Consider the following 25,780-nt stretch of genomic DNA (forward strand, 5'->3'; position numbering starts at 1 on the left):
AAGTTGGTTTTTGATAGAGATGGTTCTGAATCATCTATAGTAAGGGAGAAAGATTTATGAATATTAAATGGTTTTTAATGATGGCAGGATTAATCATGATTTGGAGTGTGTCCTGGCCGATCTATAAACTTGCATTGGAATTTACCCCTCCATTGCTTTTTGCAGGAATGCGGTGTTTACTTGGGGGAATCCTTCTAAGTGCTTTCATTTGGAAAACACGTTCTCGTATCCAATGGCGAAAGAATTGGAAGATTTATCTCATGACAGGGACTTTAAATATAGCTTTGTTCTTCGGTTTGCAAACTGTGGGACTTAAATTGGTGCCTTCGGGTTTATTCTCTGTTATTGTTTATTTTCAACCTATTCTAGTCGGGCTTTTTGCTTGGCTTTGGTTAGGTGAGTTAATGACCATAACAAAAGTAACAGGACTTATTCTAGGGTTTCTTGGCGTCATTTCTGTCAGTGCCGAAGGATTCTCCGGCCACGTTTCAATTTTAGGGATTACTTTCGGTTTATTATCTGCACTTTCCTGGGCATTGGGTACCATTTATACGAAGAAAAATGCTCAATCCGTAGATTCACTTTGGATGGTAGCTCTCCAGTGTCTAGTTGGGGGAGTTGCACTTATGACTGCCGGACTTTCGACTGAAAAGTGGACTAGCATTGTTTGGAATGACACATTTCTATGGGGTCTAGCATTCGGTACAATTTTAGGGGTGGCTACATCGTGGATTCTCTACATCAACCTTGTAAAAATGGGGGATGCGAGTGTCGTTGCAACATTTACCTTCTTAGTTCCATTGCTTGCAGTTATCATAGGAACAATTTTGTTGAACGAACCCTTTTCTTTGCTCTTATTTTTAGGAATTATATTGATTGTAGCTAGTATTTATCTCGTTAATAAGAAGCAAAAGCAGACTACAAAACAGCTCGTTGTGCAAGAGAAGATTGGGGCATAAACCTTCATGTAAGAAGACCAAAGAATTGATTTCTCTGGTCTTTCTGTTTAATCATCTTTAATCTCTATTTCCCAGTTCTACTTGTGATTCATGATAAACAATAAATTCATCTATATCCCTTTTCCAATAAAATGAATTACTGGAGAATGGGTGTGTATCATGTATTGTCTTAAGATAAAAATAAATTCTTGCATACATCTTTGTTGTTACCAAAGGTTTTTCATTGGGCTTAATGTTAAAATGCTGTCCTAAAATTAGATTTTTGTATACTGGTATGAATTCCTGCACAATTCCTATCCTCTCTAAATCCCAAAAATACATGGGGAACGTATAGAATTGTGACTATCATACACGTGATAACGTGGTTTTGTCAGTAGATTATGTCGACAAGTTGCGTAATTTGTCGAAGGAACTCAAACACGCAACAACTAATAAAGAGCTGGGGCATTACCGGATAGTAATTTCTTCTCTCTTTCGGTCTTAAGTAAATGATGTACCATATCTTCAGACAACCCACTTTTTTTAAGTTCTTCAATAGGAAACATTGCAAATAGTAAATCCCCCTCAGCAAAGAATTGGTACATAGAAAGCCAGAAATAATTGGAGTTTTGTGTAATAAGTCCCTCAAGGTAAAATTGGTAAGGTAAGGTTAACAAATCATTTTCATCCTGTATCCTATTCTTACAACTTTCCAGAAGTTCCTTGCTTTTAGAAAGATTCCCCTTCCGATAAAAATAATAGGCTTGGATATAATCTGGAGCTTTATTTATTTCTTCTAATGGCAATTCAAGACCATAGTAAATCATGATAAGATATAGACATTCATATTTAACGAAGTCCCCATATCGGTTAGCCCCTATCGCATAATAAAATTGAATACATTCATTAAATTTTTGAATCGTTTTCTCACAGTCATCCCACTGATAATATAAAGCTCTCCAATGAGTAACTAACCCTTGATTGTAGTGATTGGTATAATGACCTTCCAGCAAGGTAAGCAGATTATTTATTTCTTCTCGATCATAGTTATGTCCATAGTAAGAAAGATAGTTTTCTAAAAATTGATTTCGTAAACTTGTTTTAAAGTAACCGTCCTCCAGCTCATCAAGAGCATGAAATACCATTTCCTTTGTGAGGATTATTTTCCTAAACTGTTTATACTCGATGTTCCAAAACATTAAAAAGAGACTATGAAGTAGCTTACTTTCCGCAGTTGAAGGATGAAATTCAATTAACTTTCTATATGCCCGATCCCTTGTTATGATCCTTCTTCTATACTTTGAAATAAATTCATAAAGATAGAAAAGTTCGTGCATATCCTTGAATTTATTCTTATTCTGTTCAATCAGTGCAGACAATGACTCTGTGTCTCTATTAGCAGAGAAGAATTCTAATGCACATTTTACATTACGTTTGTTGGTAACATGAAGGAAGGTATTTCTAAAAGCTTCTGGTTGTTCATTTAGGGGAAACATTGAGGAGATTAAACGAAACAATGCTTCAAATTTCAACTCATGATCACCTTTAAGGAATTTAGAAACCGTAGATTTATTTACATGGATGATGTCAGCAACTTCTTGTAAGGTTGCTCCTGTTTGTGCAACTTTCTCTTTAATTTTGTAATGAATCATTAGGTATTGCTCCTTTATTAGCATTGAATACTTTAAAGCAGTGATACTATACCATAATTCGATGAAGTAATGGTAGTTTTCTATAGTCATCAAGAATTATCTGATTTTTGACTTTTGATTCACGAACCAGCTCTTAGGCCATAAAAAATGTTCCCTCAGACTATAATTCTGAGGGAACATAATGCTTTTCTATAAAACTTCTAGTGTAATTTGAATTACTTAATAAATTCCTACCGAATCAAATCCAGCGTTAGCTGCTTTCTCTTCTGCGCTTCCTTCACCATAAAGATCAATAGCAGACTGAACAACTGCCTGACGTGCATCGCTGAAATCGGAATTTGATGTTAAATAAACCGTTAACGCACGGTAATAGATTTTACCAAGCTTTTCTCTACCAATCTCTTGACCTATCAAGTATGCAGCATGGTTGGTAATGGAAGAGTTAACATGTACCCCACCACCATCTACTGATGTTGGCATATAATAGAATTCATCCATATGGTCTGGATAAACTCCGCCATTTGTGCTGTATGCTCTTCGTTGCGCGTTGCTGACTATCACACTGTTAGGATCACTTAAGCTTCGAAGCCTTGTTACTCCGTCAGCTTTAGCAGCCGGCGCCATAATATCTTCACCCATTTCCCAATCACTATCGTCAACAAGTGCACCAAAGACATCAGCAAACGACTCGTTTAGTGCACCCGATTGATTACGGTAAACTAAATTTGCTGAATGCGAGATCACACCATGAGTCATTTCGTGTGCAGCAACGTCAAGACCCGCTGATAGTGAAGTCATGAATATACCGTCACCATCACCATATGTCATCCAACGTCCATTCCAAGAAGCATTGTTGTAATTGTTACCATAGTGTACTCTTGAAATGATGGCCATTCCGTTTCCATCTAAGGAATTACGATTATGCTCGTTTAAGAAATATTCATAAACCTTTTCGGAATTATAGTGTGCATCGACAAGTGCCCGGTCATAGTCACCGATAAATGCAGCAGAGTTCCCTACATAAACAGTATCATCGCTGGATGTGTTATTATTTTTTGCATCATACGTGATAATTCCTTCAAGGTTCTCATGAGAGTAGTCTGCTAATGCAAACTTCGTACCGGATTTCGGCTCCTTCACTTGGGTAATATGTAATTCTCTGTGATCGCCATGCACACCTTTTCCAACACCTTTTTGTGTTTTCATTTCATCGGCATGCATTAAGCCGTTATATTGATCAATTACTTTTCCTGTTTTTGCATCTACAAAAACAAACCAGTTGCCAGGTTCATCCCCCATAAAGTTCACATTTACTTTATAAGCTGTATGATTATTCCCCTCAAAAGGATAGATGACTAGCTCAGAAGTTGGTTCATATGTCAGTTCTTCTGGTGCATTGACAGAAGATAACGCTGTTTTTAGTGCATCATCATTGCTTAATGAAGTTGATGTGTCCACTTCTCCAATCGTCTGATTCACTCTTCCGTTTACAGATACGACCTCATGATCCTCATTGAAATGTACGATAACCTCTGCCCCTTCAACATTCACCCCGTTTACCGCTTGATTATAGCGGACATGAGTCATTCCCAGTTCATCTTTTTGAACGTCTTTCAATTTCAGGTTTTTCTCTGAAGCTTGAATTCCGGTTTTACCCTCGTTTTTCTTCAAATAATTTAATGCATCGGATGGCGTACTAGAAGAGAATTTCTCTGCATGTCTCTCCTTCACGAATAAAGGAACGTTTGCTTTCTCATTCCATTCCTTAACAGCCTGAGTACTCATGACATTTGCATGTACCGGCTTCGTAAATAAACTACTGGCTGGAATCGAACCCAACAACATTGCTGACGACAAAACTACAGGTACAATGATTTTTTTCTTCACTATCCATCCTCCTTAATTTTCCAACTACAACTCCATTATAGGACGGGTATGGATGAATTGCATGAATAATTAGAATTGTTTTATAATTAAAGGGAAATGAACCAATGGTGCCAGGCACCACCCGAATTTTGTCGAACAAAAGAAAAGAAGATATGCCATTAGAAGGGGTATCTTCTTTTCACTACATTTATTTGTCGAGTAGTCCCTGACTATCCAACTACTTTATAACGTACTGGCTTTTTACTTGTATCCTCCAATAGGGTTTTCAGATCATTCCCAGATGGATTCTGAAATACTTTTAGCTCAAACTCACCCGCTACAGCTAATAGATGATCAAAGATATCCGATTGAATAGATTCGTATACATTCCATCTTGTATCTTTTGTAAATGCATAGATTTCAATTGGTAAACCATGTTCACTAGGAGACAGTTGTCTAACCAATACTGTCATGTTCTGATTAATATCGGGATGATTCTTTAGATAGTTTTCGATATATGCCCTAAATACTCCTATATTCGTAAGTGCTCTTCCATTTACGCGATTTTCCTCATACATTTCATATCTCGTATTGTACTCAGAGATTTCTCTCTCTTTATACGTGACATACTCTGATAGAAAGTGAATTTGTTTACACTTCTCCACCATCATTCCGGAACAGAAAGAAATACTGGTAGTGTCTATTAATATGGATCGCTTGATTCGCCTTCCACCTGAGCTTTCCATCCCTCTCCAGTTGATAAAGGAGTCAGATATGAGAGCATAACTTGGTACACTCGTAATGGTTTTATCAAAGTTTTGAACCATTACTGTATTTAAAGAAATATCAATGATATTCCCATCTGCACCATACTTAGGCATTTCAATCCAGTCACCGACCCGAACCATATCATTTGCTGCTAACTGAATGCCTGCCACAAGTCCTAATAATGAATCTTTAAAAACTAACATTAGAACAGCGGATAGAGCACCAATACCACTTAATAGAATAAGAGGACTCTCACCCATCAGGTTTGAGATGACGAGAATACCTCCTAACGTCAAAACAATAATGTTAACAACCTGAACATAACCCTTTATCGGCTTAGTTTTAGAAATTTCATAGGTTTGATAAATGGCATTTACTGTTCTTAATAATGCGTGGAATACCATTAACCCAACGATAATGATATAGGTTACGGCCCCTTTCTCAATCATCAGTTGATAGTCTGGCAAGGTAGAAGAAAAATAGTAAATGATAATCGCAGGTACAATATGAGAAAGTTTTTGAAACACCTTCCCCTCTAGCACCATAGCAGCTCGTGGAAATTTACTTTTAGTCAGGTAGTGTGTGATGAGCCTGATCACGACCTTTTTTGAAACGAAATTTGAGATGATACAGATGAGCCCTATAAGAATAACCATAATGGTAATAGACAGATATTTTGCTACTGTTGGAGCAAATTCCCACTCTATTAATTGGCTTTGAATATATTCCATCCCTTTTCCCCCTTCTTCTGTATCAACACCTACGCTAATCAGAAAAATAAACACAAAGAAACTAATTCCTTGTCCCATTAGTTATTCTAGAGTTTATGGGGAAAGTTGTGGAAATATGACTTTGTAAAAGCAAGATAGGACAACAGACAGGGTTTTCAGTCATCAACTGATGCATTACCAATCTTCTCCAGCCGTTAGGTCCAATACACATTCTTTTGGAAAATATGTTTCTATCAGATCTTGTATGGCAACTTTCTTATACTCCTTATTCTCGTCATAGCAAGTAGCATCATCTAACGTCAAACTGGATCCCATTTCCCAATTCCTCAAAATACCAATCACATAGTTAAGTTGCCTTTTATTACGGGAGCAAGCAATCTCCAGGGCTTTTAGGACCATGTCCTTTGGATTCTCAAAGCTAGAATCATATAACCACGACAACAACTGCTTCTTTGCACTCAGATTCGAATAACCAAAACCATTCTGATCCCAAAATTCAATTATTTCTTTTGCTTCTTCATTTTGAAGACTTTCATTCTCTATATTAAACTCTAAACTTGGTTCTAGAGTTTCTTGTTGTTGTTTTTTATTTTCTTTTTCTTTTTGTTCTTTATTTTCTTTTTCTTTTTGTTTTTCTTTTTCTTTTTGTCCACGTATCGTCAACGTATCGTTAAATGACTCGTCTTCTTCATTGGGAACATCGCAAAAAGATTCATAGACAGCTAGTAGGTCTTCCTTAACAATACTTTCAGCTACATAACCAATCAACAAAAGATCCTGGACTTCCTTTAGCTCAGATAAAATACAATCCAACACCGGTTTTCCAGCTTTATGCAAGTTATCCTTCCCCCAGTTCTTGATAGCCAGCTCTCTCGTTACAGGATTGTACTGTATCAGCTCATGATGCTCGATGAAACGAGTCATTAATGAATTAACAGCCTCTATGGAGTACCCCATATCAAAGGCAATCTGTTTTTTCGTAATTTTGTAGATACCACATTGAGTCGTATGATGGTTTGTTAGAAGATATAAGTAAAAATACCGGTCCTCCGGTGTCATCTCTTCTGAAACAATTGGATTTAACCAAAAATCAGTTCGAACGATTCTGTATTTTGCCATTTAAAACACAACCCTTTCTTAGTAAAAGTAGAAATCTTCACTCATATATATAGTGTTCTACTAGATTAAAGGGGTTGGATTTTAGAAAACAAAAAAAATCACCATACAAGTGAATTTGTAGGTGATTTAAATAATACAAATATAAAAGATTTAATTAGACATAATGAAAATTATGTCATGTTAGTTTTAGTTTTATCTAGATGCTCGTGTCTCATTTGTACGAAGTGTATGTGTCAATATATGGGGTGCTGGATAACATACAAAGCAAAAGTTCTTTGACCAAAACTCTTTTTTATACCTATCATTGATGTTATGTAAATACATATCTACTCCATCATATTCTCTTGATTTCCGTTAAACATACTTCGATAAATTATTTGATACTCTTAAATAACCCCTAAAGAATAACAACCCACCTTATGATGGGTTGTTACTGTAGTTTATAAGTTAAGCCTAATTAGGAATAGTTAAAGTTAGTATCATTATAATAATCAAACGATTATTTGCTTTTTTATCATAAAAGAAGGATTACACGAATTACACCAGAGATATGGAAAGAATAATCCTTTACACTTTTTTTAATTAAATAATTAATTAACGGATGAAATTATTAAAGAATTGCAAAATAAACAGCTCATTTCGTACTCCCCATTCAACCTTATCAATAGTAGAAAAAAAGTGATATGTATTTATTTCTTCCCTTAATCTTCTGAATCACCTTGTTCCTTCATAAACCACATCTTACCATCGATACCTTTATCAGTAAGTGTATAAATACCACTATAAACTAGTCGACCAAAGAAACTGCTAGCCATACTTGTAAAAAGTTGTTTTTCACCACCAATGAGCCAAATCAATTGAAAATTATTGGTATCTAACCAATCTTTCAATAACTCAGATCTTATCAGTGCATATGATGGACCTATTATCTTAGTACTAGGGTCTAGAAAAGCTAAATCTCCATTTTTGTCAAGCCATTCCCCGTACTCATTCCTTTTTAAACTAAGACCCAATTCACTTATGAGATGTTTATTTGGTAGATATATTGATATTGATTTATTTAATGATTTGTCGGTGCTGCCAGACTCCCAATCATAAGTATTTATAGGGACGAGATATTTAACATTTATTAATTCTTGCCAGTTAGCATCGGTTATTGGGTCAATCCAATCTGTCATTTCTTTATAACATGGATGCCATGGATATTCTCTAATAAACCCCTGATGTCCTGTTGAACTTGGACTTGAAATATCTGGGTCACATAAGTTTTTTCCAGTTAGTTCCTTTATAAGATTATCCGAGTCATTTTTGTGTACAATACAAGTATTGATTCTAAACCAACCATCCTGACTAGGTATTTTATCCTCGTCTTTTTCAGGTTTCTTACTCCATTTAGAGAATCCTCTTAATACCATCCAGTTTTTATTATCAAATGGATCTGTCAACTCTATTAAATCCTTAAATGGAGGAACAATTGTAGTATCCCATAACCAAGCCTTCTGATTTTGTAAGTCATCATCTACAAAAGGAAAAGTAAAGGGTTGCCACCAAGAATTTTCAAATTCATCCCATCCTGAATCTCCAGTTTCACGTAGCCATAGAGTTGGATCCAAATCTCTTAAATGGTCTTGCCAAGGTCCCCAAAACATAGAATCATCAACATCACTAAAACCACGGTCGATCCAGTACAAATTATCCGACATCATGGATAAAAGTTCATGAAAAGCAATCCATTGATATTTCTTTCCAATCCGTTCAATCCTAGATGGAGACCTATCATAATTTTTTGAATACATTCTCTCAAAATCTGCGAATAAAGATGGGTCCCACCCTAACTCATATGCTCTTTTGCAAACCCATCTCTGAGCCCATTTTCGACTAAACTTTGCTGGTCTATCATTGATGACTAAACCACTAACCCATCTAAAATATTCTTTTTGATCATCGTCCAAAATTGCTTTTATTTCCTCTTTTAGTACTTCCCACTCATCAACAGTATCTTCCTCATTATTCTCTAACTTTTCATTCCAAATTGATGCTAAAAATTCTTCAAGATTAAATTTTTCATTATTAGTTGCATCTAATTTTCTATTAATATGTGCGATGTATCTATCTTTCATTTCATCAGGTAACGTTTTAGCAAATTTAAGATGTATATCGTAAGAACTTTCAGGTTTCGCTTCAGATAATGCTGTTGGAGACCAATTATGAATACTACCCATAGTATATTTTCCAAAGTCCCCCAAGAAACCAGTAACTGAACTTTTTATTGCGGACGAAAATTCATCTCCAATTAATTGGTTTATTTCCTCTTTGGATGGATCATTAATTGGCCACTTACTATTATATGGAGGTCTAAATAACTCCGGGCTAATCTCACTTGGAAGTAGCCCTTTATTATACGCTATTTCCAATACACCCCTTGCATAGTCACGCATTAAAATATGAGGATAAGGTTGTCCATGTTCAAATACATTCTCAAAGACACTCTGTGCAAGTTCTTTAATTACCCTTCCACTATCAATATTACAAACTGCCCCATAAATAGCTGCATACAACCTTTCTACTAAATAGGGATCATCAGTATTATTATATGTTTTTATAAGATTTGGTATTAATTGTGGCGAAAATGATAATATCCTTGCTAATGATTTCGTTGATTGATCACGTACTTTTCTATTTGATGTTGTTGTCATCCATAATAATGTTATAGCTGTAAGTCGTAATCTTTCAATCTCTACCTCATTTAAATTCACCAGAAGTGACCAATCAATTATTGTTCTAACCACTGACTCAGCTTGATTTTCATCCTCTTCCCAGTCACTAACAGCAATATGCGTAGACCAAAATGCATCACGTTCAGCTAATTTCATATTTTTAAGATTTCTATCCAAAAAATCTGCGTTCCAAGGATGTTCTGGTTCTGTTGACAAGGATAATAGTTTATCGATCGATTCATTATGAAATCCATAGCTGTGTATCATGTTTAGAAGCTCAATTGTTCTTTCTGTAAATGACTCTTTTGCCCTCCATTGCAGAACATCGCTAAAAGAGGTAGAAAATAACCATTCATAATTAATTGAGTCTTCTGACACGAAATCAATAAATTCCCTATTAATTTTTTCTGGGAATCCTATTCCAAGTGCTTCTATTATACCTGACTTGCTTGGACCATTTTTTATCAACTTTCCAATTGATCCTTCTTCTTTAAAATGACTTATTATATCCTCTTGGTTAATTTGATTAATAATAAATTGAGCAATAAAATGATCGCTAAATCTTTCATAAGTAAACCGTACTACTTCTTTTCCTCGTTTGTTATTTTGATCTGGAATTATATCTAATGATAATAACCCTTCATCAATTAGCAAGGTTACCAGATTATCTCCATGGTGAGGATTGGTATCATATCCATTTATTTTCTTAAATACCTCTGAAACTGTTATACCATACAAGTTATCAGGATAAAGTAATTCAACGAATTCATTTAAGGCATTTTGCACTATTCTTTGACCAGGAATATATTTCTTTTTCCTAATAATGATTTTTTCAACACTCTCTAAATAGAAATCAAATAATTTGCTTTGTCCATATAATCCTTTTGGAAATGATGTATATCCATTTAATTTTAATGCTTTACAACAAGTTTTTAAAAACAATGGATTACTAAATTCCGGTGAAGTAATTGGAACACTTGGCTTTGATATACCTTGGTTAGCTAAATATTTCATTGCTGCACGATGTTCAAATCCCCTGAATCCTGTATGAAAGATACGGGTAAGTTTTTCTTCAGATAGTTCAGGGAGAATGTAATTTACATAAGTATTCCGACAACTCAGTATTAATGATATATGAGGATAATTCGAAATTTCCGTTAGAAACGAAGAAATATGATCTATCCATTCATCTTTGTATCTACCTTCATTAATTGCATCTATAATTATTAGTGTTCTAGTTTTCTTAGCTTCACCTGCGGCATCTAGTGCTCCAAGAACTTGTTTATAAGATCCCCCTCGAATATCTAGTTGTTCTAATATAAAATTTAGAGGATTACCTCCATTGTATTGTTGACCGAGTAAAAACAGTGTTGGTAAGGAAGCTTCTGTGCGTTTGAGAGCAATTTCACACAACAAATGAGACTTTCCGATACCAGCTTCCCCTAAAATGACTGCAGCCTTACTCATCATAGCTTGTACAGCCTTTCCAAAAAAGAAAGATTTCATTTCAAATAAATCTTCCTGTATACGACGAAAACTATTGTTAAAGTTCCGCCACTCTTTTTTTAGTTCATTTTCAGTTTCTTTATACAATATGTCATAGATATCAGAATTACATGTTTCTAGTAGCATTTCTATGGTACTATATATAACTTGAAGTCTTTTAAACTGAGAAATAGAAATTTCGTTTTCAATAAAAATATTGAACTCATTGCTTAAAATTTCAAGTTCCTTATATAAGTCGGTCCAACAGTTCCTATCTTTTGGGAAATTAATAACTGCAAAATACTCTGTATCTAGTTTTTTTATTTGTTTAACAATTAAAGCTCTTTTATCGATTAACCGTTTTTTCCACTCTGGACTTAGACCCAAACCATCAAATTGTTGAGCTATGGGTAAATCTAAATGATTTTCTGGTGTATATCTCTCTCCTAAGGCTTCTCTAGACTTCAAGGCAATGTTTTTGAACAACTGTGGATGAATAACCGGTTCATTAAACCAATATAAAGCTCTCCCCGCAAAACGAGGATCATCAGTTTGAAGCATGAGACTAATATCATGCTTACACCAATATAAAAATTCAACCTTCATACCTTTTGAATCAGCTAACAGTTTCCATTTCTCTACATGTTCTTCCCATTTCACCCAGGCTGAATGGACAGGTTTTCCAGACTTAGTTACTTTCCTACTGTCTGTCCAATCTCTAGGAAGACAAACATAATATTTTGTTAAATGTGGATGTTTTTCTAAAGCTGTTTTAACAGATTTAGAAATCTGATTCCATTGGTCTTCTTCCATTCTATCTGGAAAATATTTCGCTTGCCACGCATGTTCAGTTCCATCGTGGAGCTTCCAATAACATTCAACACCAGCATCTCCTCCAGCTCCTTCTTTTCTCACAAAATAATTAGCGTTTCCTGGCCTTTTTAAGTGTGCAAGTTGACAGATAAGCTCTTCAAATCCGTTGTCCTTACTTCCATCAAAGCTTCTTATTTTAGAAAAATCTAATTCTAACAAAATAATGCCCCCTACCTCTAAGTTCATATAATCGATGTTATAAGAATTGGTCTAACTTTTAAAAACATACTTTACATTTACTCCACTCATTCTTTGTAACTCTGTTAGCTTCTTGCTCTAACTCATTGTAATTTAAGGAACAAATCTTTTCATAATTGGTCCTTGATCCACTGTGTTTCAATGTATGTAGATGGTAACAGGAAGCGTGATGCATTTTATTCATTTCAATAGTACCAAAATGATTAAAGACATAGCCTTGTTTGTTTTGAATCAGCCATTCCTCATAGCCACTTTCATCCTTAAAAAACTTGGATATCATAATACTAACCACGCTCCATTTATAAATTCTAATTCACTAATAACGCTGGAAATGTTATCCACCCTTCAAACATACTTCGACATATTATTTAATATCCCTTCAAATAGCCTTTTCTCTGTAAATTTTCTTTAATTTAGATAATATAGGATTATTTAAGAAATAAATGTTATAAAAAATAACCCACCATAAAGTGAGTTACTTCTTGAAGTTAAGTTTCTATATTATTTTGGATAATAGTTACTAAAATATTTAAACCGTCATTCTCCACCCCGACAACGCCAACCACTTCTCCTTCTCCTTATAATCCGGCATAATCTTCCCAACGAGTCGCCAAAAAGATCGATCATGATTCAAATGCACCATATGACACATTTCATGAACGACAACATAGTCAATAACTTCAAGTGGTGCCATGGCTAGCTTCCAGTTAAAGGTTAGGTGTAGGTTGGAATCACAAGTGCCCCATTTGGTGTTACTGTCGATGATTTTCACTGAACGTGGTTTCGTTTTAAAGTTAGATTGATAGAAAGAGATTCTCTCTTCTACTAATGCCTTGCATTGCTGATAATAAAATCGCCTTAATGATTGTTTAATCTTTTCATCGTTCTGCTGCTTCACGTATATAAGCAGCACTTCCCCTTCGAGTACCACAGGGTCTTGTGTAACAGCATGATCTTGAACTACTTTAATAGGATACGATTTCCCCAAATAAAGAAACTTCTCATTATCTTCATATACCTTTTCCTGAGGTCCATTCAGCCTGTCCTTCGTTTCTTTTACCTTGCTCTGAACCAGATCCCAGTTTGCCTCTAGTACCTGAATTACCCGTTCATTCGGGGTTTTCTTCGGTGCCAGCACTTCAATATTTCCATACACATCTATTGATATCCCAATGGTTCCTCGGTTCTTATATTTAATTTCGAAACGTATCGTTTCCCCTGCATACGTATGTATCATATAGCTTTATCCTCTATATTTAATGGCTAGTCCTTTTAAGAACGCTCTGGCGAAGCTGTCTAAGCATGGTTTGTAGTTTTTATGTCCTTCTTTTCTCAGAATTGCTCCGAGTTCTCCTTTTGAAACGTTTAGTCCCGCTAGTTTGAATGTTTCAATCATATCCTCAGTTGTTAGAGCTAGTGCAATTTTGACTTTCTTTAATACGATATTGTTGACGTTTGTATTGTTCTTGATAGATGGTTCTGGAGTTGCTGGTTGTCCAGGCTTCGGTTCTTGTTTTCCTCTTTTGTAAATGATGAAGCCGTTTAGAAATGAATCTAACATACTGTTAGTACATTTTAATTCATAGTTTTGCTCTTCATCTTCACTTTCAGTCTTTTTGAGGATTTTGACGATCTCTGGTACTGTGACTTCTTTTCCTCCAAGCTTAAAAATCTCTGCCATTTCACTATTTTTTATTTCAAGTGCATATCTCAACCGAACTAAGACATCGTTATTTTCCATTGTAGTTCCTCCTATTTTTCAAAAAAGCTCCTGTCATGTATTGCAACAGGAACTTTCCCTTTCAAAACTAATAATCAATCTTCTCCAAATAAAGCCCACGAGCATCTGCCATTAACGCAACTTGTCGTTCTTTTGACTCAATAATCACAGGTATATCTTCAGGTTGTTTCTTCCCTAACCCAACCTCTATTAAAGTTCCGACTATTTTTCTCACCATGTTATGTAAGAAGCCATTGCCTTTTACCCTAATTTCTATAAAACCAGCGTTTTCTTCTACTGTAATCGACGTGATTTCTCTGATCATCGATTTTTTCTTTGACTTCGCATTTGAATAGGCCGTAAAGTCATGTTCTCCGATAAAGTATTCACTTGCTCGTTTCATTGAGGCCACATTCAACTTTTTCTCCACATGCAAACAAAGCTTTCTCATGAAAGGATTGGAATATTCCTCGTTCCATATTTTATACAAATACGTTTTATCCTTAGCATTATACCTAGCATGAAAACGTTCTGAAACGATCTCGACATTTGTAATGCTAATATCTTGAGGCAGTGCCTTATTCAGCTGATTCATGATCTCAGATGCTGATAAATTTACACTGAGCTTCACATTGGCAACTTGGGCAAGGGCATGTACCCCTGCATCTGTTCGACTGCATCCGATAATTTCTACCTCTTTGCCTTCTATATTTGATAGAACTTTCTCTATTTTCCCTTGAATGGTATTTTCATCATTCCCTAGCCGTTGCCAGCCTTTGTATCTCGTGCCATCATATTGAATGGTCAGTTTATAATTGTTCATCTGTCTCTCCTTACTATTTGCACCATACTTTAAGTTTACCATAAACGTATGTATTTTATTTCTTGCAAGAAAAGACCCCAATCTCGAAAAGAATTTCTCTTCACGAAATTGGGGTTGGTCTATCAGTTGTGCCACAATTACTATTAGATGTTACATCATTTCACTGTTGTTTCTTTTACAAAGTTATCAAGCAAAGAACGTACTTCATCTGTTGATTTCGTATTCATTAATTGATTTCTTAATTCCGCTGCTCCAGGGAATCCTTTGACATAAATTTTGAAAAAGCGGTGAAGCCCTGAAATTGAACGTGGCACTAAATCGGCATATTGATCCTGAAGATCAAGCTGTAGTCTTAGAAGATCAAGGTATTCTTTACTGCTATGCTCTTTTGGCTCCTTTTCAAAAGCAAACGGATTTTTAAAAATACCTCGTCCAATCATCACACCATCAATACCATATTTCTCGGCAAGCTCCAGCCCAACTTGGCGATCAGGAATGTCTCCATTGATTGTCAGCAACGTACCTGGAGCGATACGGTCACGTAACTTTTTGATTTCCGGAATAAGCTCCCAATGTGCATCTACTTCGCTCATTTCCTTTCTTGTACGTAAATGAATAGAAAGGTTTGCAATATCCTGTTGCAAAATATGCGTCAGCCACTCTTCCCACTCATTTACCTCAGAAAAACCAAGTCTGGTTTTCACACTGACAGGCAGTCCACCCGCTTTTGCTGCTTGAATTAGTTCTGCTGCAACGTCTGGTCGTAGAATAAGGCCACTTCCCTTTCCTCTTGACGCTACATTCGGTACAGGGCAGCCCATATTAATATCGATGCCTTTAAAGCCCATCTCTGCCATGCCAATACTCATTTGGCGGAAATAGTCGGGATTATCTCCCCAAATATGTGCCACCATTGGCTGTTCATCTTCTGTAAAAGTCAAACGGCCACGCACGCTTTTTATGCCATCTGGATGACAATAGCTATCCGAGTTTGTAAACTCTGTGAAAAACACATCCGGACGTCCCGCTGCACTGACAACATGACGAAACACAACATCTGTCACATCTTCCATCGGTGCAAGTACAAAAAATGGCCTTGGTAAATCACGCCAAAAATTATCTTTCATCTCAAACTCAAATCCTTTCCCTATAGATACAACTTCAAACTCATACCCAAAATATATATTAAAGCCGTAAATTCCTATTTACTACTATCATGCTTACTAACTTTTTTATCAAACACTGGTACAACTAATCTTGTAACAATCGACAATGTTTATTTTATCGAAAATCCGCCCCGAATGGTATTGTTATTAATAGGAAGCTAGAAGGTGCCCTTAGCTCGAAACAATTGACACATGTACTCAAGAGGGAGGTACCTTTACTCAACTTTGTCTATTCTTCAGGGAACATGAAAAGGCAACAACCACAAGGGTTAGTTGCCTTCTTTCAGAATGAGTTGTGCCACGTACTCAATATGTGTGAGTGTATGTGGCAACACATGAGAAGTTGGATTTACTTCTCCGTGCCAAAGTTTCTTTTATGAATAGACTATATTAAGTTAAGTACGAACTATTGGCTCCATGCTTACCCGTTCAAAATCCACAAAAAATGAACCAACTTTTTTTATTATCAAATGGTAGAAGCAGGAAGCTCATCAATTTTCATACGAAGGTTTTTGTCGGAGGTCTTTTCCACAATGAAATCTTACCTGCCGATGTAGTTGGTTCACAATGACATATAAGTATTCTTCCGGACCAATCGAAAAAGTATCCGGCCATAAAATTCTCGGATCATGTGCGATGGTTTCCATTGTGCCATTCGGCAATATCTTTCGAATACTATTGTTCTCATAATCTCCAGCATAAACGGCCCCTTTTGCATCTGTAATCATTCCATCAGACGCACCTTTTTCTCCCCAATACTCCACATGATAAGGTAAATCCTTGTCCGGTATATTTCTGTCTCTCAGCGCTTCTGTTGAGATCGAGAACAAATGACGACTTGTTAGTGGACAAAAAAATAATACCTTTCCATCAGGAGAAATCGCAATACCGTCAGACGCCAATCTAAACGGAGAAGTCTCGCCATCCTTATTTCGATTCATCAACACTTTTCCTTCTACTTTCGGTATAAAATAGGGATCGGGTGAAGTTGAATTTGCTCCATTTAACCGTCTAAACGCGTTTCCAGTATCTAAATCTACGACGATAATAGCTCCTGGTCCTTTGGAAGAAGAATCCGTTATATAGGCATAACCTACTTTTCCAACACGAAAATCAAATCGGACATCATTCAGGTAAGTTGTTGGCAGGACAACATCTTCTGTAAAGGTATATACTCTTCTAATTGTATTGGTTTTTAAATCCACAGCGACTAATTTTGCCCCACCTAGGTTCAGAAAAATTGGGTGCCGCTGTGTCTAATACCCAAAGCGTTCCCCGTCCATCAGCAACTACACTTTGGACACTGATGAAAGTCATTGTGAAATTCTCGGGATTAACTAAATTGGTTTCTAAATTAGGATAAGGCTGCAATTTATCCTCAACAATTTCCGCCACCGTAAATTTAACATCGTCTCCCCATTTCGGAAAACAAATGAAAATACGACCAGTTTCCGAAACACTAACACCTGTAGGCATAGCGCCATAAAAAGCATAAACTAGTTCTAATTACCGAAATAATTTTCAATAGGTAGCATAGGTTTCATGATATCCTCCTCAACCATTTTAACCGGATATCACCTATATATGATTTATATTTTTTCTAGTGCATGTTTCTTAATAAGTTTTTCTATACGAAAAGATGATGGAATTGATTGTTTTCGAAATTTAAATTCCTCGCACTATGTCTTAATTTTTCAACTTGGGATTATTCACTAAAATATAAAAAAATAAAATATTAAAGATATACAGAAAAAAATAACTAATTCCAGAATAATATAAATTCCATTCATTATAATTATAAACATTAAATTTTTTTGAAACCCACTCCATTATCACAGTAATACCTATAGATAGGAAAAGAAATATAATCATACCTTTGATGGAAGTTACACACTTTTTATACAGGTATAGTAACAAATAGCCTGAAGGTGTATATAAAGATAAATAGATAAATAAATCCATTACTTCAAATTTTGGATCATCCATTATGTCATAAAAATCAAAAGATGGACCTGCTAAAATATTATCAATTGTTGCAGACAGAAAAAAGTTGAAAAGCAATATTAATATTGTTTGTTCATCAGAAAACTTTCTAGGTAATAAGAGAATAATGAGTACCATAAGAAAACCAATACTTAAAATATAAATTTCATTCTCATTGAACTCTTTTGGTAATAATAGCATTTTAATTACCCCTTTTAATCGAACCACTTATTAAGTAAATAATGAATAAACAAATTAATAAGACAAAAGCTTCGATATACCCAATTAATACATTCCAGCCCTTAAACTTAACAACTTCCATCTCTTTATTTAGTAAAACGTTTCCAATATAAATACTTGCCCAAATAAGTGTTAAAAAATAGGAGATTACGATATTAATTTTTGAGTTCTTATAATTATAAAATAATAAAAGTGTTAAACAAGGAATAACAATTATATGATCAAGATGCTGAATCAATCCAGGCAATAAAGTTTTCTTATAAGTAAGAAGTTCCATGTTAAGGCTAACTATGTTTTGTAGAATAACTAATACACTGGAAGACAAAAGATATAAAGCCAGAATTTCAAATAATGTCACGTTCTTTCTTTTACTAATGACAATTCCAATTAGTGCTAAACTTATAACAACTTTGATAACGAAGTATATGAACATAAATCCCACCCTAAAATGAACTAGATAAAGTTGGAATACCCAACCATTCAACAGCAATACCTCCTGGATGTGAATGCCAGTTATTGCGGCCCCCTGGGTCAAAGGTTACATTTCGAATCAATTGTATAGAATTATCAGATGATTGAACGAGTAGATAAAGATATCTTGTACCAAAAAATACTTAAACCTTGTCTTAAGCTACAGTTACTACTGCCTTCACTGCCAGGAACTTTAACCCACAGCCTGCACGCACAAGAGTAGATCTATATGATCTACTCCTTTTCCTTAACAAAATTATTTATTGTTTATTGTTCTATTCTTGCTAATTCATTTCTATCTTATGCCATTGGAGGCTGTTCTAGCCATCTATTCTTAATCATAATTAATAGCCCCATCTTCTTTACTCTCAGTTCTTTTTTTAATCATCATAAAAAGTACCTCCCGAAAAGGGAGGTACTTTACAAACGGAACATCTCGTTAATTTTTTCTAACTAGTAGTGAACAACACTCAACGTGTGTAGTATGCGGAAACATATCCACTGGTTGCACTTCTACCGTCTTGAACCCACCAGCCTCTAGCACCTTCAAATCCCTTGCCAACGTTGCCGGATTACAAGATACATATACCACCCGCTTCGGCTTCATATCAATGATCGTCTGAAGTAGAGCTTCATCACAGCCTTTACGTGGTGGATCGACGACCATTACATCCGCACTGATGCCCGTTGAATACCACCAAGGAATCACTTTTTCTGCTTCACCTACTGCAAAATCTACATTTTCAAAACCGTTTAGCTTAGCATTTCGTTTTGCATCCGAAATCGCTTCGGGTACAATTTCAACTCCGTAAACATGCTTCGCTCTCTGTGCCAGGAACAAAGAAATCGTCCCAATTCCACAATAAGCATCGATTACGTTTTCCGTTCCATTCAAGTCTGCATATTCTAACGCTTTGTCATACAGTACCTTCGTTTGCTTTGGATTTACTTGATAGAAAGACCGGGCTGATATCGCAAACTTGATATCTCCAATATTGTCATAAATGTATTCTTCGCCCCAAAGCACTTTTGTTTTATCTCCCATGATGACGTTTGTTCGTTTGTTGTTGACGTTTTGAACGATCGACATTATTTTCGGGGAAATATTACATATTTCTTCAATAATCTGTTTTTGATTAGGAAGTGACTCTTCTCTTGTGACAAGAACAATCATGGCTTCACCTGTTATTTGGCCATATCGTGCCATAATATGACGAAGGTTTCCCGAGTGACGTTCTTCGTTATACGCTCTTACTCCGTGCTTTTCACAGATTTTCTTTACTTGTTGAACAATATCATCATTAATAGACTCTTGGATGAGACATTGCTCCATGTCGATAATGTCGTGGGAGCGTTGTTGGTAGAACCCCGCTACAAGTCCGCCTTCACGTTCGCCTACTGGAACTTGTGCTTTGTTTCGATATCTCCACGGCTCGTCCATTCCGAGTACTGGATGCACCGGTACATTGTGAATACCACCAATTCGGGCTAACACTTCAACTACTTGCTTATGTTTCGCTTCAAGCTGACCCTCATAGCTCATATGTTGAAGCTGACAGCCTCCGCACTTAGCATAAATCGGGCAATTAGGCTCAATTCGGAATGGACTTTCGTTTTTCAAATTCAATAATCTACCGAAAGCGTATCCTTTATTCACCTTTGTAATCTTCACTTCTCCCTCTTCACCAGGAAGCGCTCCTTTTACAAAGATTGGGTATCCTTCCACCTTCGCCACACCTGCTCCATCGTGTGTAAGGTCTTCAAAAGATACGAGATACGTTTCATTTTTCACTACTGGTGCCTGTTTTGACATGTTCTAAACTTCCTTTATAAGTTAAATTGACTTCCATGATTGTAACATAGTTATTGGAGCCCATGCTATTTTTGGTCTATTTCGCAATCCCTGCACGCAGTCCAGTGATGCCGAATTCTAGATAAGCCTTTAAGCAAGTAAGCATGAACACCCAGCCTTCTTTATTATCTAGCATTTCATGAAGGATCTCTGGGTAGTTTCCTTTGAACCCTTCTTCAGTAATCTCAATAATCGTAGTAGAAGGTTCGATTTCATCTAACGTAATCGTAGTCGTTCTTACCTCCTCACCAGATCCCCATTTAAAGACAATCTTTTTGTTATCTACTACTTCTGTCACTGTAATTAAAACCGTTGCATTGTACTCGTCATATCGCAAGGTAATATCCTTTCCCGTTACCCATCTTTCCGAGCTAGAAGAAAACCAAAAGCCTCCGATTTTCTCTGGATCAACAAACGCCTCAAATACTTCACTCGCTGGTTTTATAATTTTAAATCTAGTAAGAATGTTCATAGTAAACGCTCCTTTTAAATATATATCTTTTATTATTTCCATCATACTAAAAAGCAGACCCAAATTGGGTCTGCTTAACTTTTTATTTTAATCATCTTCTCTGCTTTTTCTCTAGGAACAAACACTTCAATATGTTGATATAAATTAATGAATTCAGCCGGTATTAAACCACCATATTCACCATCCAGGTTAAGTTGCATTTTTTCTGAGGATTTCACTTTAATACGGTTAGCATTTGTATATATGATATTCGGATCACTTAAGTGGTCACCTTTCAGCGCAAGACTAGCAATTCGGATAAAGTCTGCTAGGTTTGTTTTCTTAAGGATTAGTAAATCAAACATTCCATCACTAAAGTCTGAAGATGGTGCCAGCTTTTCAAATCCTCCAACCGAGTTCGTGTTACATACTAAAAATAACATGATTTCGCCTTCGAAGAACTTGCCATCATACTCAATTTCAACATGTGTAGCCTTAATAGAAGGAAGCATTTCCATTCCTTTTAAGTAGTACGCAAGTTGACCGAGCATTGTTTTTAGCTTGCTTGGTACTTCATACGTTAACTCGGTGATACGACCGCCACCTGCAATGTTAATGAAATACGTGTCATTCACTTTACCAATATCAATAGGAACTGGTATCCCTTCGCAAATAATGTCTGTCGCATCTTCAATGCTTTTGTTAACACCAAGAGCACGAGCAAAATCATTTGTTGTCCCAACTGGAATAATTCCTACTTTCGGACGGTATTCTGCATCTGCTAGTCCGTTTACTACCTCATTTATCGTTCCATCTCCACCTGCTGCCACGACTAGATCATACCTGCGCTCAACCGCCGTGCGAGCCGCATTCGTTGCGTCTCCAGCGCCTGTTGTCGCATGACAGGAAGTCTCATAACCTGCCTGTTCTAACTTTTGTAATACCTCTGGTAAATGCTTTTTAAATAGCTCACGACCTGAGGTTGGATTATAAATAATTCGAGCTCTTTTCATTTTTCATCATCCTGTTTTAATTGTATAAGACAAGTAATTTGAGTATATTCGTACGCTGTCATTACTAGTACATGAATTGTTTAGTGCGTTTCTAGAGCAAGGCCATGGACCCACGCTACAATTTCTAATTCGTTCAGAAAGTTACGCTTCAATAGCTTTACTGACCGATTTCTATTATAACGGAAAAATTATACATTTCAACTAATATACAATTAAACAGTATTCCCTAACGATTCTTTTTTAAGCAAAAAAAAACGCTTTAGCAGCGTTTTAATTAATATTTAAAAACAACCATCATGATAACGTCGTTTTGATATTCATAAAATACTATTTACCTTCTTCTTCGTAAATATGATATTTATTTTTTCCTTTTTGCTTGGCTTGATATAAGGCAATATCCGCCTTTTTCAATAATTCATTATGCTGGATATCCTCATTTCGATAAAATGCAATTCCAATACTTGTTGTCGATTTAAATTGATAACCCTCAATATTCCATTCGTATTGTAGGGATTGCACTATATTTTCTGCAATCTTCATAGCAGCTTTTTCTTCTGGTAAATTAGGGAGTAGAATAACAAACTCATCCCCACCTAAACGTGATAATACATCTTGACTGCGTAATGTATTTTTTACTTTATTTCCAAAGCTTTGTAATATCAGATCTCCGACATCATGCCCCATCGTATCATTGATATCTTTGAAATTATCTAAGTCAAGGAACATTACAGCAATCAAACCATCGTTTTGTCTAAGTTTCTCCAATTCCTCTTTTAATCGCTTAGTAAATAGAACTCTATTTGGAAGTCCTGTTAAATAATCATAATGGGCAAGTCGTTTCAACTTTTCCTCATTCTCTTTTCGTTCGGTAATATCGCGTACAATCGCAAACAGATGTGTACAACTACCATTATCATCGAAAATTGGAGTAATACTTGATTCCCAATAGACAATATCATTAGGTGCATATTTAACATGGTTTGTTATATGAGGTGGAACGTTCATCTTCTCCTCATATGAAATTTCATTCTTCATTTCAATAGCTTGTTGATATTTCTTAGAAATAATTTGTGCCGCACCCTTTGGCATAATCTCATCAAGTCGTTTTCCAAAAGATTCTTCTGTTAAACCGATAAATCTCTTGGCTGCATCATTTGCAAGTAAATAGCTAAAATGTCCATCTTCCTCAACCTTTGTAATGTATACCATATCGTATATGCTATTGAAAATCTTGATGAATATATCGAACTTTTTAAATAACTCTATATTAAAATTATCCATCTGATCGCTTCCCTTTTTAGAACATTAAATTACTTGAATGGGTAACCGTATTTTAACACTTGTACCTTCGCTTTCACTACTGTTAATGGTTATCGGTCCATTATGATGTTTAATAATTCGAAAACATAGCATTAGTCCTAGCCCTGTTCCTTTTTCTTTATTGCTGTAGAAAGGCTCACCTAATCTTTGAACTCTATCTTCACTCATTCCAATCCCATTTTCAGATACCGTAATCAATACCTCATCTCCAGTTGCACTTAGACTGGCGTGGATTTCCCCTCCATTTGGTAATGCTTCCATACTATTTTTCATAAGGTTAAGGAGCACTTGTTTCATTTGATTCGGATCACAATTCACTTTAGGAATACCGCCTTCAAACTGTTGGATAATTGGGATGTTATGCAAGTTTTTTTCTGATTCTATTAGGACATTTACATCATTTAGTATTTCTTGAACCTCTACATTTCTTACACCGATGTGTTGCGGTTTTGTTAAATTTATTAAACCAGAGATAATTTCTTCGATTCTTTTAAATTCGTTGATGACAGTATCAAAGTATTTCTGCTCGATTACCCCTTCTTGAAATAATTGAAAAAAGCCTTTAATACTTGTCATTGGGTTTCTTATTTCATGGGCCACACCAGCAGCTAATTTCAATGAATTCGGTTTACAATTTAAAAGATTTAAACAAAGAAAGGTACACCCTAGAATAAATAGTAAAAAGAAGTCTTCAGTTAAGTTCATCATATTTTTCACCTTTTCTTTTAATGTAACTGGTTAATTGGGTGTTTTTTTAGCAGTCTAGGTTTCTTTAACCAGTAATTAGTCTCTTATTAGATAAAATGTCATTTTTTTCCGTATTGATCTTGTATCTCTATTTTTCATTAAAATAATAATAATGTATATCGCCTTACTTTCTTATTTTGGAAATAAAAAGATAGGAGTAGATATAGGAATGGTCTCCTATATGAAGGAGGAATGATGAGATGATAGGATAAAATCAACGAGATCTACAGAAAGAGATTCATAAAAAAAAGATGCCTAGTGTAGGCATCTTCAGATTGTAGACAAAAGGCCACTCGAAAGGAAATCTCGAGTGGCCTTTTTGATATTTATGTATTTTATGAATGTTTCAAGACCTCTCCGAAGACTATTTTTATGCATTTTCTGGACTTTTCCATGTCCAGGTTGCCATCTTCTTTAAATTCATGGCAGCAAAAGTAAGCATCGCCTGCATGGACAATTTTTTAAGTCCCCTTAAAGTTGTCCAACGCATACCATGCTTTTCTTTGGCATCGGCGAATACTCTTTCAATTGTTTCCTTCCGCCTAGCATATATCTCTTTAACTTCCTCGTGATGACGAAGATGTTCTGCTTCCTCCACATACGCTTCCCACACATGACGTTGTATAAGCTTTTGATGATTCTACTCTGTGTACATTGAGCAAGTAAAGGACAAGTCGAACAGTAATGTGGGTCAGACTTGTATTGACGATAACCTTCCTTAGTGGTGGTTGAATAGTTTAGTATCTGTCCTTTCGGACATATATAGCAGTCATAGTGCTCATCGTATACGTAATCATGTTTCCTAAAGTATCCTTCTTTTGTTCGTGGGCGTGTATATGGAAATGCCGGTGTAATGTCATTTTCTATTAGATATTGTGCAATGGCAGGTGTTTTATAAGCTGTATCAGCCGCAACTGCTTTTGGTTTACCAATTGACTCTTTCACTTTCTCTACTAAAGACTCAAGAAGATTACTATCATGAACATTTCCAGCTGTAACTGTTGAACCTAATACAAAACCTTTTCTGTCTGCATCTGCATGAAAGGAGTAAGCGAACTGTTTCGTGCGTTCATCCTTAACATAGTATCCACTTTCCGGATCTGTTGTACTTTCTTTGATCTCTTTCATCTCTTCTTGGTCAAATTTATCAGGTGGAAAAGGTGGTTTATCATGGTCTTCACGATCTTTATTAATTTCTTCTTGTAGTCGCTCCTGGTAAGCTCGAGTTTCTTTCCGCACAACTTTCTTTTCGAATTTCCGCTTATTAGCACTAGCTTTTACATGTGTTGAATCAACAAAGACGTGTTCAGCACTAATCAATTTCTTATCAGCTGCTTCTTTTAAGATTCGATAAAAGATTTGTTCAAATAAGTCTGTATCTTTAAAACGTCTTTCATAATTTTTACCGAAGGTAGAGAAGTGAGGGATCTTATCATGAAACCCATAACCTAAAAACCAACGATTTGCCATATTTGTTTCTATTTCGTCTATAGTCTTACGCATTGATCGAATACCGAATATGTATTGGATAAATGCCATTTTTACTAAGATAATTGGGTCAATACTTGGGCGACCAACTTCAGAGTACATATCTTTAACAAGAGGATAAATGAAAGAAAAATCAATTGCCACTTCAAGTTTGCGTAC

17 protein-coding genes and 2 pseudogenes are annotated in these 25,780 nt (G+C 35.7%); 1 reads left to right on the plus strand and 18 read right to left on the minus strand.

The features are described 5' to 3' along the window. Window positions 1–56 precede the first annotated feature (56 nt). Complete coding sequence (locus tag JR050_RS02915) at window positions 57–959, plus strand: DMT family transporter (protein ID WP_204202015.1); 903 nt, start codon at window positions 57–59, stop codon at window positions 957–959. Between the two features lie 428 nt (window positions 960–1,387). Here the strand turns inward: JR050_RS02915 and JR050_RS02920 are convergent, their stop codons facing one another. The 18 genes and pseudogenes from JR050_RS02920 to JR050_RS03005 form a co-directional block, all read right to left on the minus strand. Then, a complete protein-coding gene (locus tag JR050_RS02920) occupies window positions 1,388–2,590 on the minus strand; it encodes an AimR family lysis-lysogeny pheromone receptor (RefSeq protein ID WP_204202016.1) in 1,203 nt (400 codons plus the stop codon). Between the two features lie 219 nt (window positions 2,591–2,809). Beyond that, entirely contained in the window at window positions 2,810–4,477 is a 1,668-nt protein-coding gene (locus JR050_RS02925) for a M4 family metallopeptidase (RefSeq protein WP_204202017.1), read from the minus strand. 209 nt (window positions 4,478–4,686) lie between these two features. Next, window positions 4,687–5,955 carry a mechanosensitive ion channel family protein gene (locus JR050_RS02930; RefSeq protein WP_204202018.1) on the minus strand — a complete coding sequence of 423 codons (1,269 nt, stop codon included), beginning with the start codon at window positions 5,953–5,955 and terminating at the stop codon, window positions 4,687–4,689. A 174-nt stretch (window positions 5,956–6,129) separates the two neighbouring features. Further along, window positions 6,130–7,074 carry a DnaD domain protein gene (locus JR050_RS02935; RefSeq protein WP_239454063.1) on the minus strand — a complete coding sequence of 315 codons (945 nt, stop codon included), beginning with the start codon at window positions 7,072–7,074 and terminating at the stop codon, window positions 6,130–6,132. 701 nt (window positions 7,075–7,775) lie between these two features. Beyond that, window positions 7,776–12,308, minus strand: coding sequence for an NACHT domain-containing protein (locus JR050_RS02940; RefSeq protein WP_204202019.1), 4,533 nt, complete (start codon window positions 12,306–12,308; stop codon window positions 7,776–7,778). 568 nt (window positions 12,309–12,876) lie between these two features. After that, a complete protein-coding gene (locus JR050_RS02945) occupies window positions 12,877–13,584 on the minus strand; it encodes a M48 family metallopeptidase (protein WP_204202020.1) in 708 nt (235 codons plus the stop codon). 6 nt (window positions 13,585–13,590) lie between these two features. Continuing rightward, window positions 13,591–14,088, minus strand: a complete 498-nt coding sequence (locus JR050_RS02950) for a YehS family protein (RefSeq protein WP_204202021.1) — start codon at window positions 14,086–14,088, stop codon at window positions 13,591–13,593. A gap of 67 nt (window positions 14,089–14,155) precedes the next feature. Continuing rightward, window positions 14,156–14,890 carry a tRNA pseudouridine(38-40) synthase TruA gene (truA, locus tag JR050_RS02955; protein ID WP_204202022.1) on the minus strand — a complete coding sequence of 245 codons (735 nt, stop codon included), beginning with the start codon at window positions 14,888–14,890 and terminating at the stop codon, window positions 14,156–14,158. Between the two features lie 155 nt (window positions 14,891–15,045). Then, window positions 15,046–16,017 (minus strand): tRNA dihydrouridine synthase, encoded by a 972-nt coding sequence (locus JR050_RS02960; protein ID WP_204202023.1) that lies wholly within the window; start codon window positions 16,015–16,017, stop codon window positions 15,046–15,048. A 505-nt stretch (window positions 16,018–16,522) separates the two neighbouring features. Then, window positions 16,523–17,600 (minus strand): annotated as a pseudogene (locus tag JR050_RS02965) (L-dopachrome tautomerase-related protein). Window positions 17,601–17,742: 142 nt separating this feature from the next. Then, a complete protein-coding gene (locus JR050_RS02970) occupies window positions 17,743–18,240 on the minus strand; it encodes a hypothetical protein (RefSeq protein ID WP_204202024.1) in 498 nt (165 codons plus the stop codon). Window position 18,241: 1 nt separating this feature from the next. Next, window positions 18,242–18,763 carry a hypothetical protein gene (locus JR050_RS02975; protein ID WP_204202025.1) on the minus strand — a complete coding sequence of 174 codons (522 nt, stop codon included), beginning with the start codon at window positions 18,761–18,763 and terminating at the stop codon, window positions 18,242–18,244. 426 nt (window positions 18,764–19,189) lie between these two features. Further along, the gene (gene rlmD / locus JR050_RS02980; RefSeq protein ID WP_204202026.1) at window positions 19,190–20,563 is read right to left on the minus strand and encodes a 23S rRNA (uracil(1939)-C(5))-methyltransferase RlmD; all 1,374 of its coding nucleotides are present in this window, start codon (window positions 20,561–20,563) and stop codon (window positions 19,190–19,192) included. A gap of 76 nt (window positions 20,564–20,639) precedes the next feature. After that, complete coding sequence (locus JR050_RS02985) at window positions 20,640–21,074, minus strand: SRPBCC family protein (RefSeq protein ID WP_204202027.1); 435 nt, start codon at window positions 21,072–21,074, stop codon at window positions 20,640–20,642. Window positions 21,075–21,148: 74 nt separating this feature from the next. Beyond that, window positions 21,149–22,066 carry a diacylglycerol kinase gene (locus JR050_RS02990; RefSeq protein ID WP_204202028.1) on the minus strand — a complete coding sequence of 306 codons (918 nt, stop codon included), beginning with the start codon at window positions 22,064–22,066 and terminating at the stop codon, window positions 21,149–21,151. A gap of 327 nt (window positions 22,067–22,393) precedes the next feature. Then, window positions 22,394–23,347, minus strand: coding sequence for a sensor domain-containing protein (locus tag JR050_RS02995; RefSeq protein ID WP_204202029.1), 954 nt, complete (start codon window positions 23,345–23,347; stop codon window positions 22,394–22,396). A gap of 24 nt (window positions 23,348–23,371) precedes the next feature. Next, window positions 23,372–24,094: an ATP-binding protein gene (locus tag JR050_RS03000; protein ID WP_204202030.1), complete on the minus strand. Its 723-nt coding sequence runs from the start codon at window positions 24,092–24,094 to the stop codon at window positions 23,372–23,374. A 409-nt stretch (window positions 24,095–24,503) separates the two neighbouring features. Beyond that, window positions 24,504–25,780, minus strand: a pseudogene (locus JR050_RS03005) (IS1182 family transposase); the annotation flags it as partial.

This window comes from Bacillus suaedaesalsae, assembly GCF_016890225.1.
Lineage (GTDB): Bacteria > Bacillota > Bacilli > Bacillales > SA4 > Bacillus_BS > Bacillus_BS suaedaesalsae.

Bases quoted from the DNA above. Each gene is read 5' to 3' on its own strand.
- JR050_RS02950 (WP_204202021.1), bottom strand. From the start codon at position 14,088: ATGGAAAATAACGATGTCTTAGTTCGGTTGAGATATGCACTTGAAATA.
- JR050_RS02990 (WP_204202028.1), bottom strand. From the start codon at position 22,066: ATGAAAAGAGCTCGAATTATTTATAATCCAACCTCAGGTCGTGAGCTA.
- JR050_RS02970 (WP_204202024.1), bottom strand. From the start codon at position 18,240: ATGCTATTATTACCAAAAGAGTTCAATGAGAATGAAATTTATATTTTA.
- JR050_RS02935 (WP_239454063.1), bottom strand. From the start codon at position 7,074: ATGGCAAAATACAGAATCGTTCGAACTGATTTTTGGTTAAATCCAATT.
- JR050_RS02915 (WP_204202015.1), top strand. From the start codon at position 57: ATGAATATTAAATGGTTTTTAATGATGGCAGGATTAATCATGATTTGG.
- rlmD (WP_204202026.1), bottom strand. From the start codon at position 20,563: ATGTCAAAACAGGCACCAGTAGTGAAAAATGAAACGTATCTCGTATCT.
- JR050_RS02920 (WP_204202016.1), bottom strand. From the start codon at position 2,590: ATGATTCATTACAAAATTAAAGAGAAAGTTGCACAAACAGGAGCAACC.
- JR050_RS02985 (WP_204202027.1), bottom strand. From the start codon at position 21,074: ATGAACATTCTTACTAGATTTAAAATTATAAAACCAGCGAGTGAAGTA.
- JR050_RS03000 (WP_204202030.1), bottom strand. From the start codon at position 24,094: ATGATGAACTTAACTGAAGACTTCTTTTTACTATTTATTCTAGGGTGT.
- truA (WP_204202022.1), bottom strand. From the start codon at position 14,890: ATGAACAATTATAAACTGACCATTCAATATGATGGCACGAGATACAAA.
- JR050_RS02960 (WP_204202023.1), bottom strand. From the start codon at position 16,017: ATGAAAGATAATTTTTGGCGTGATTTACCAAGGCCATTTTTTGTACTT.
- JR050_RS02945 (WP_204202020.1), bottom strand. From the start codon at position 13,584: ATGATACATACGTATGCAGGGGAAACGATACGTTTCGAAATTAAATAT.
- JR050_RS02930 (WP_204202018.1), bottom strand. From the start codon at position 5,955: ATGGAATATATTCAAAGCCAATTAATAGAGTGGGAATTTGCTCCAACA.
- JR050_RS02995 (WP_204202029.1), bottom strand. From the start codon at position 23,347: ATGGATAATTTTAATATAGAGTTATTTAAAAAGTTCGATATATTCATC.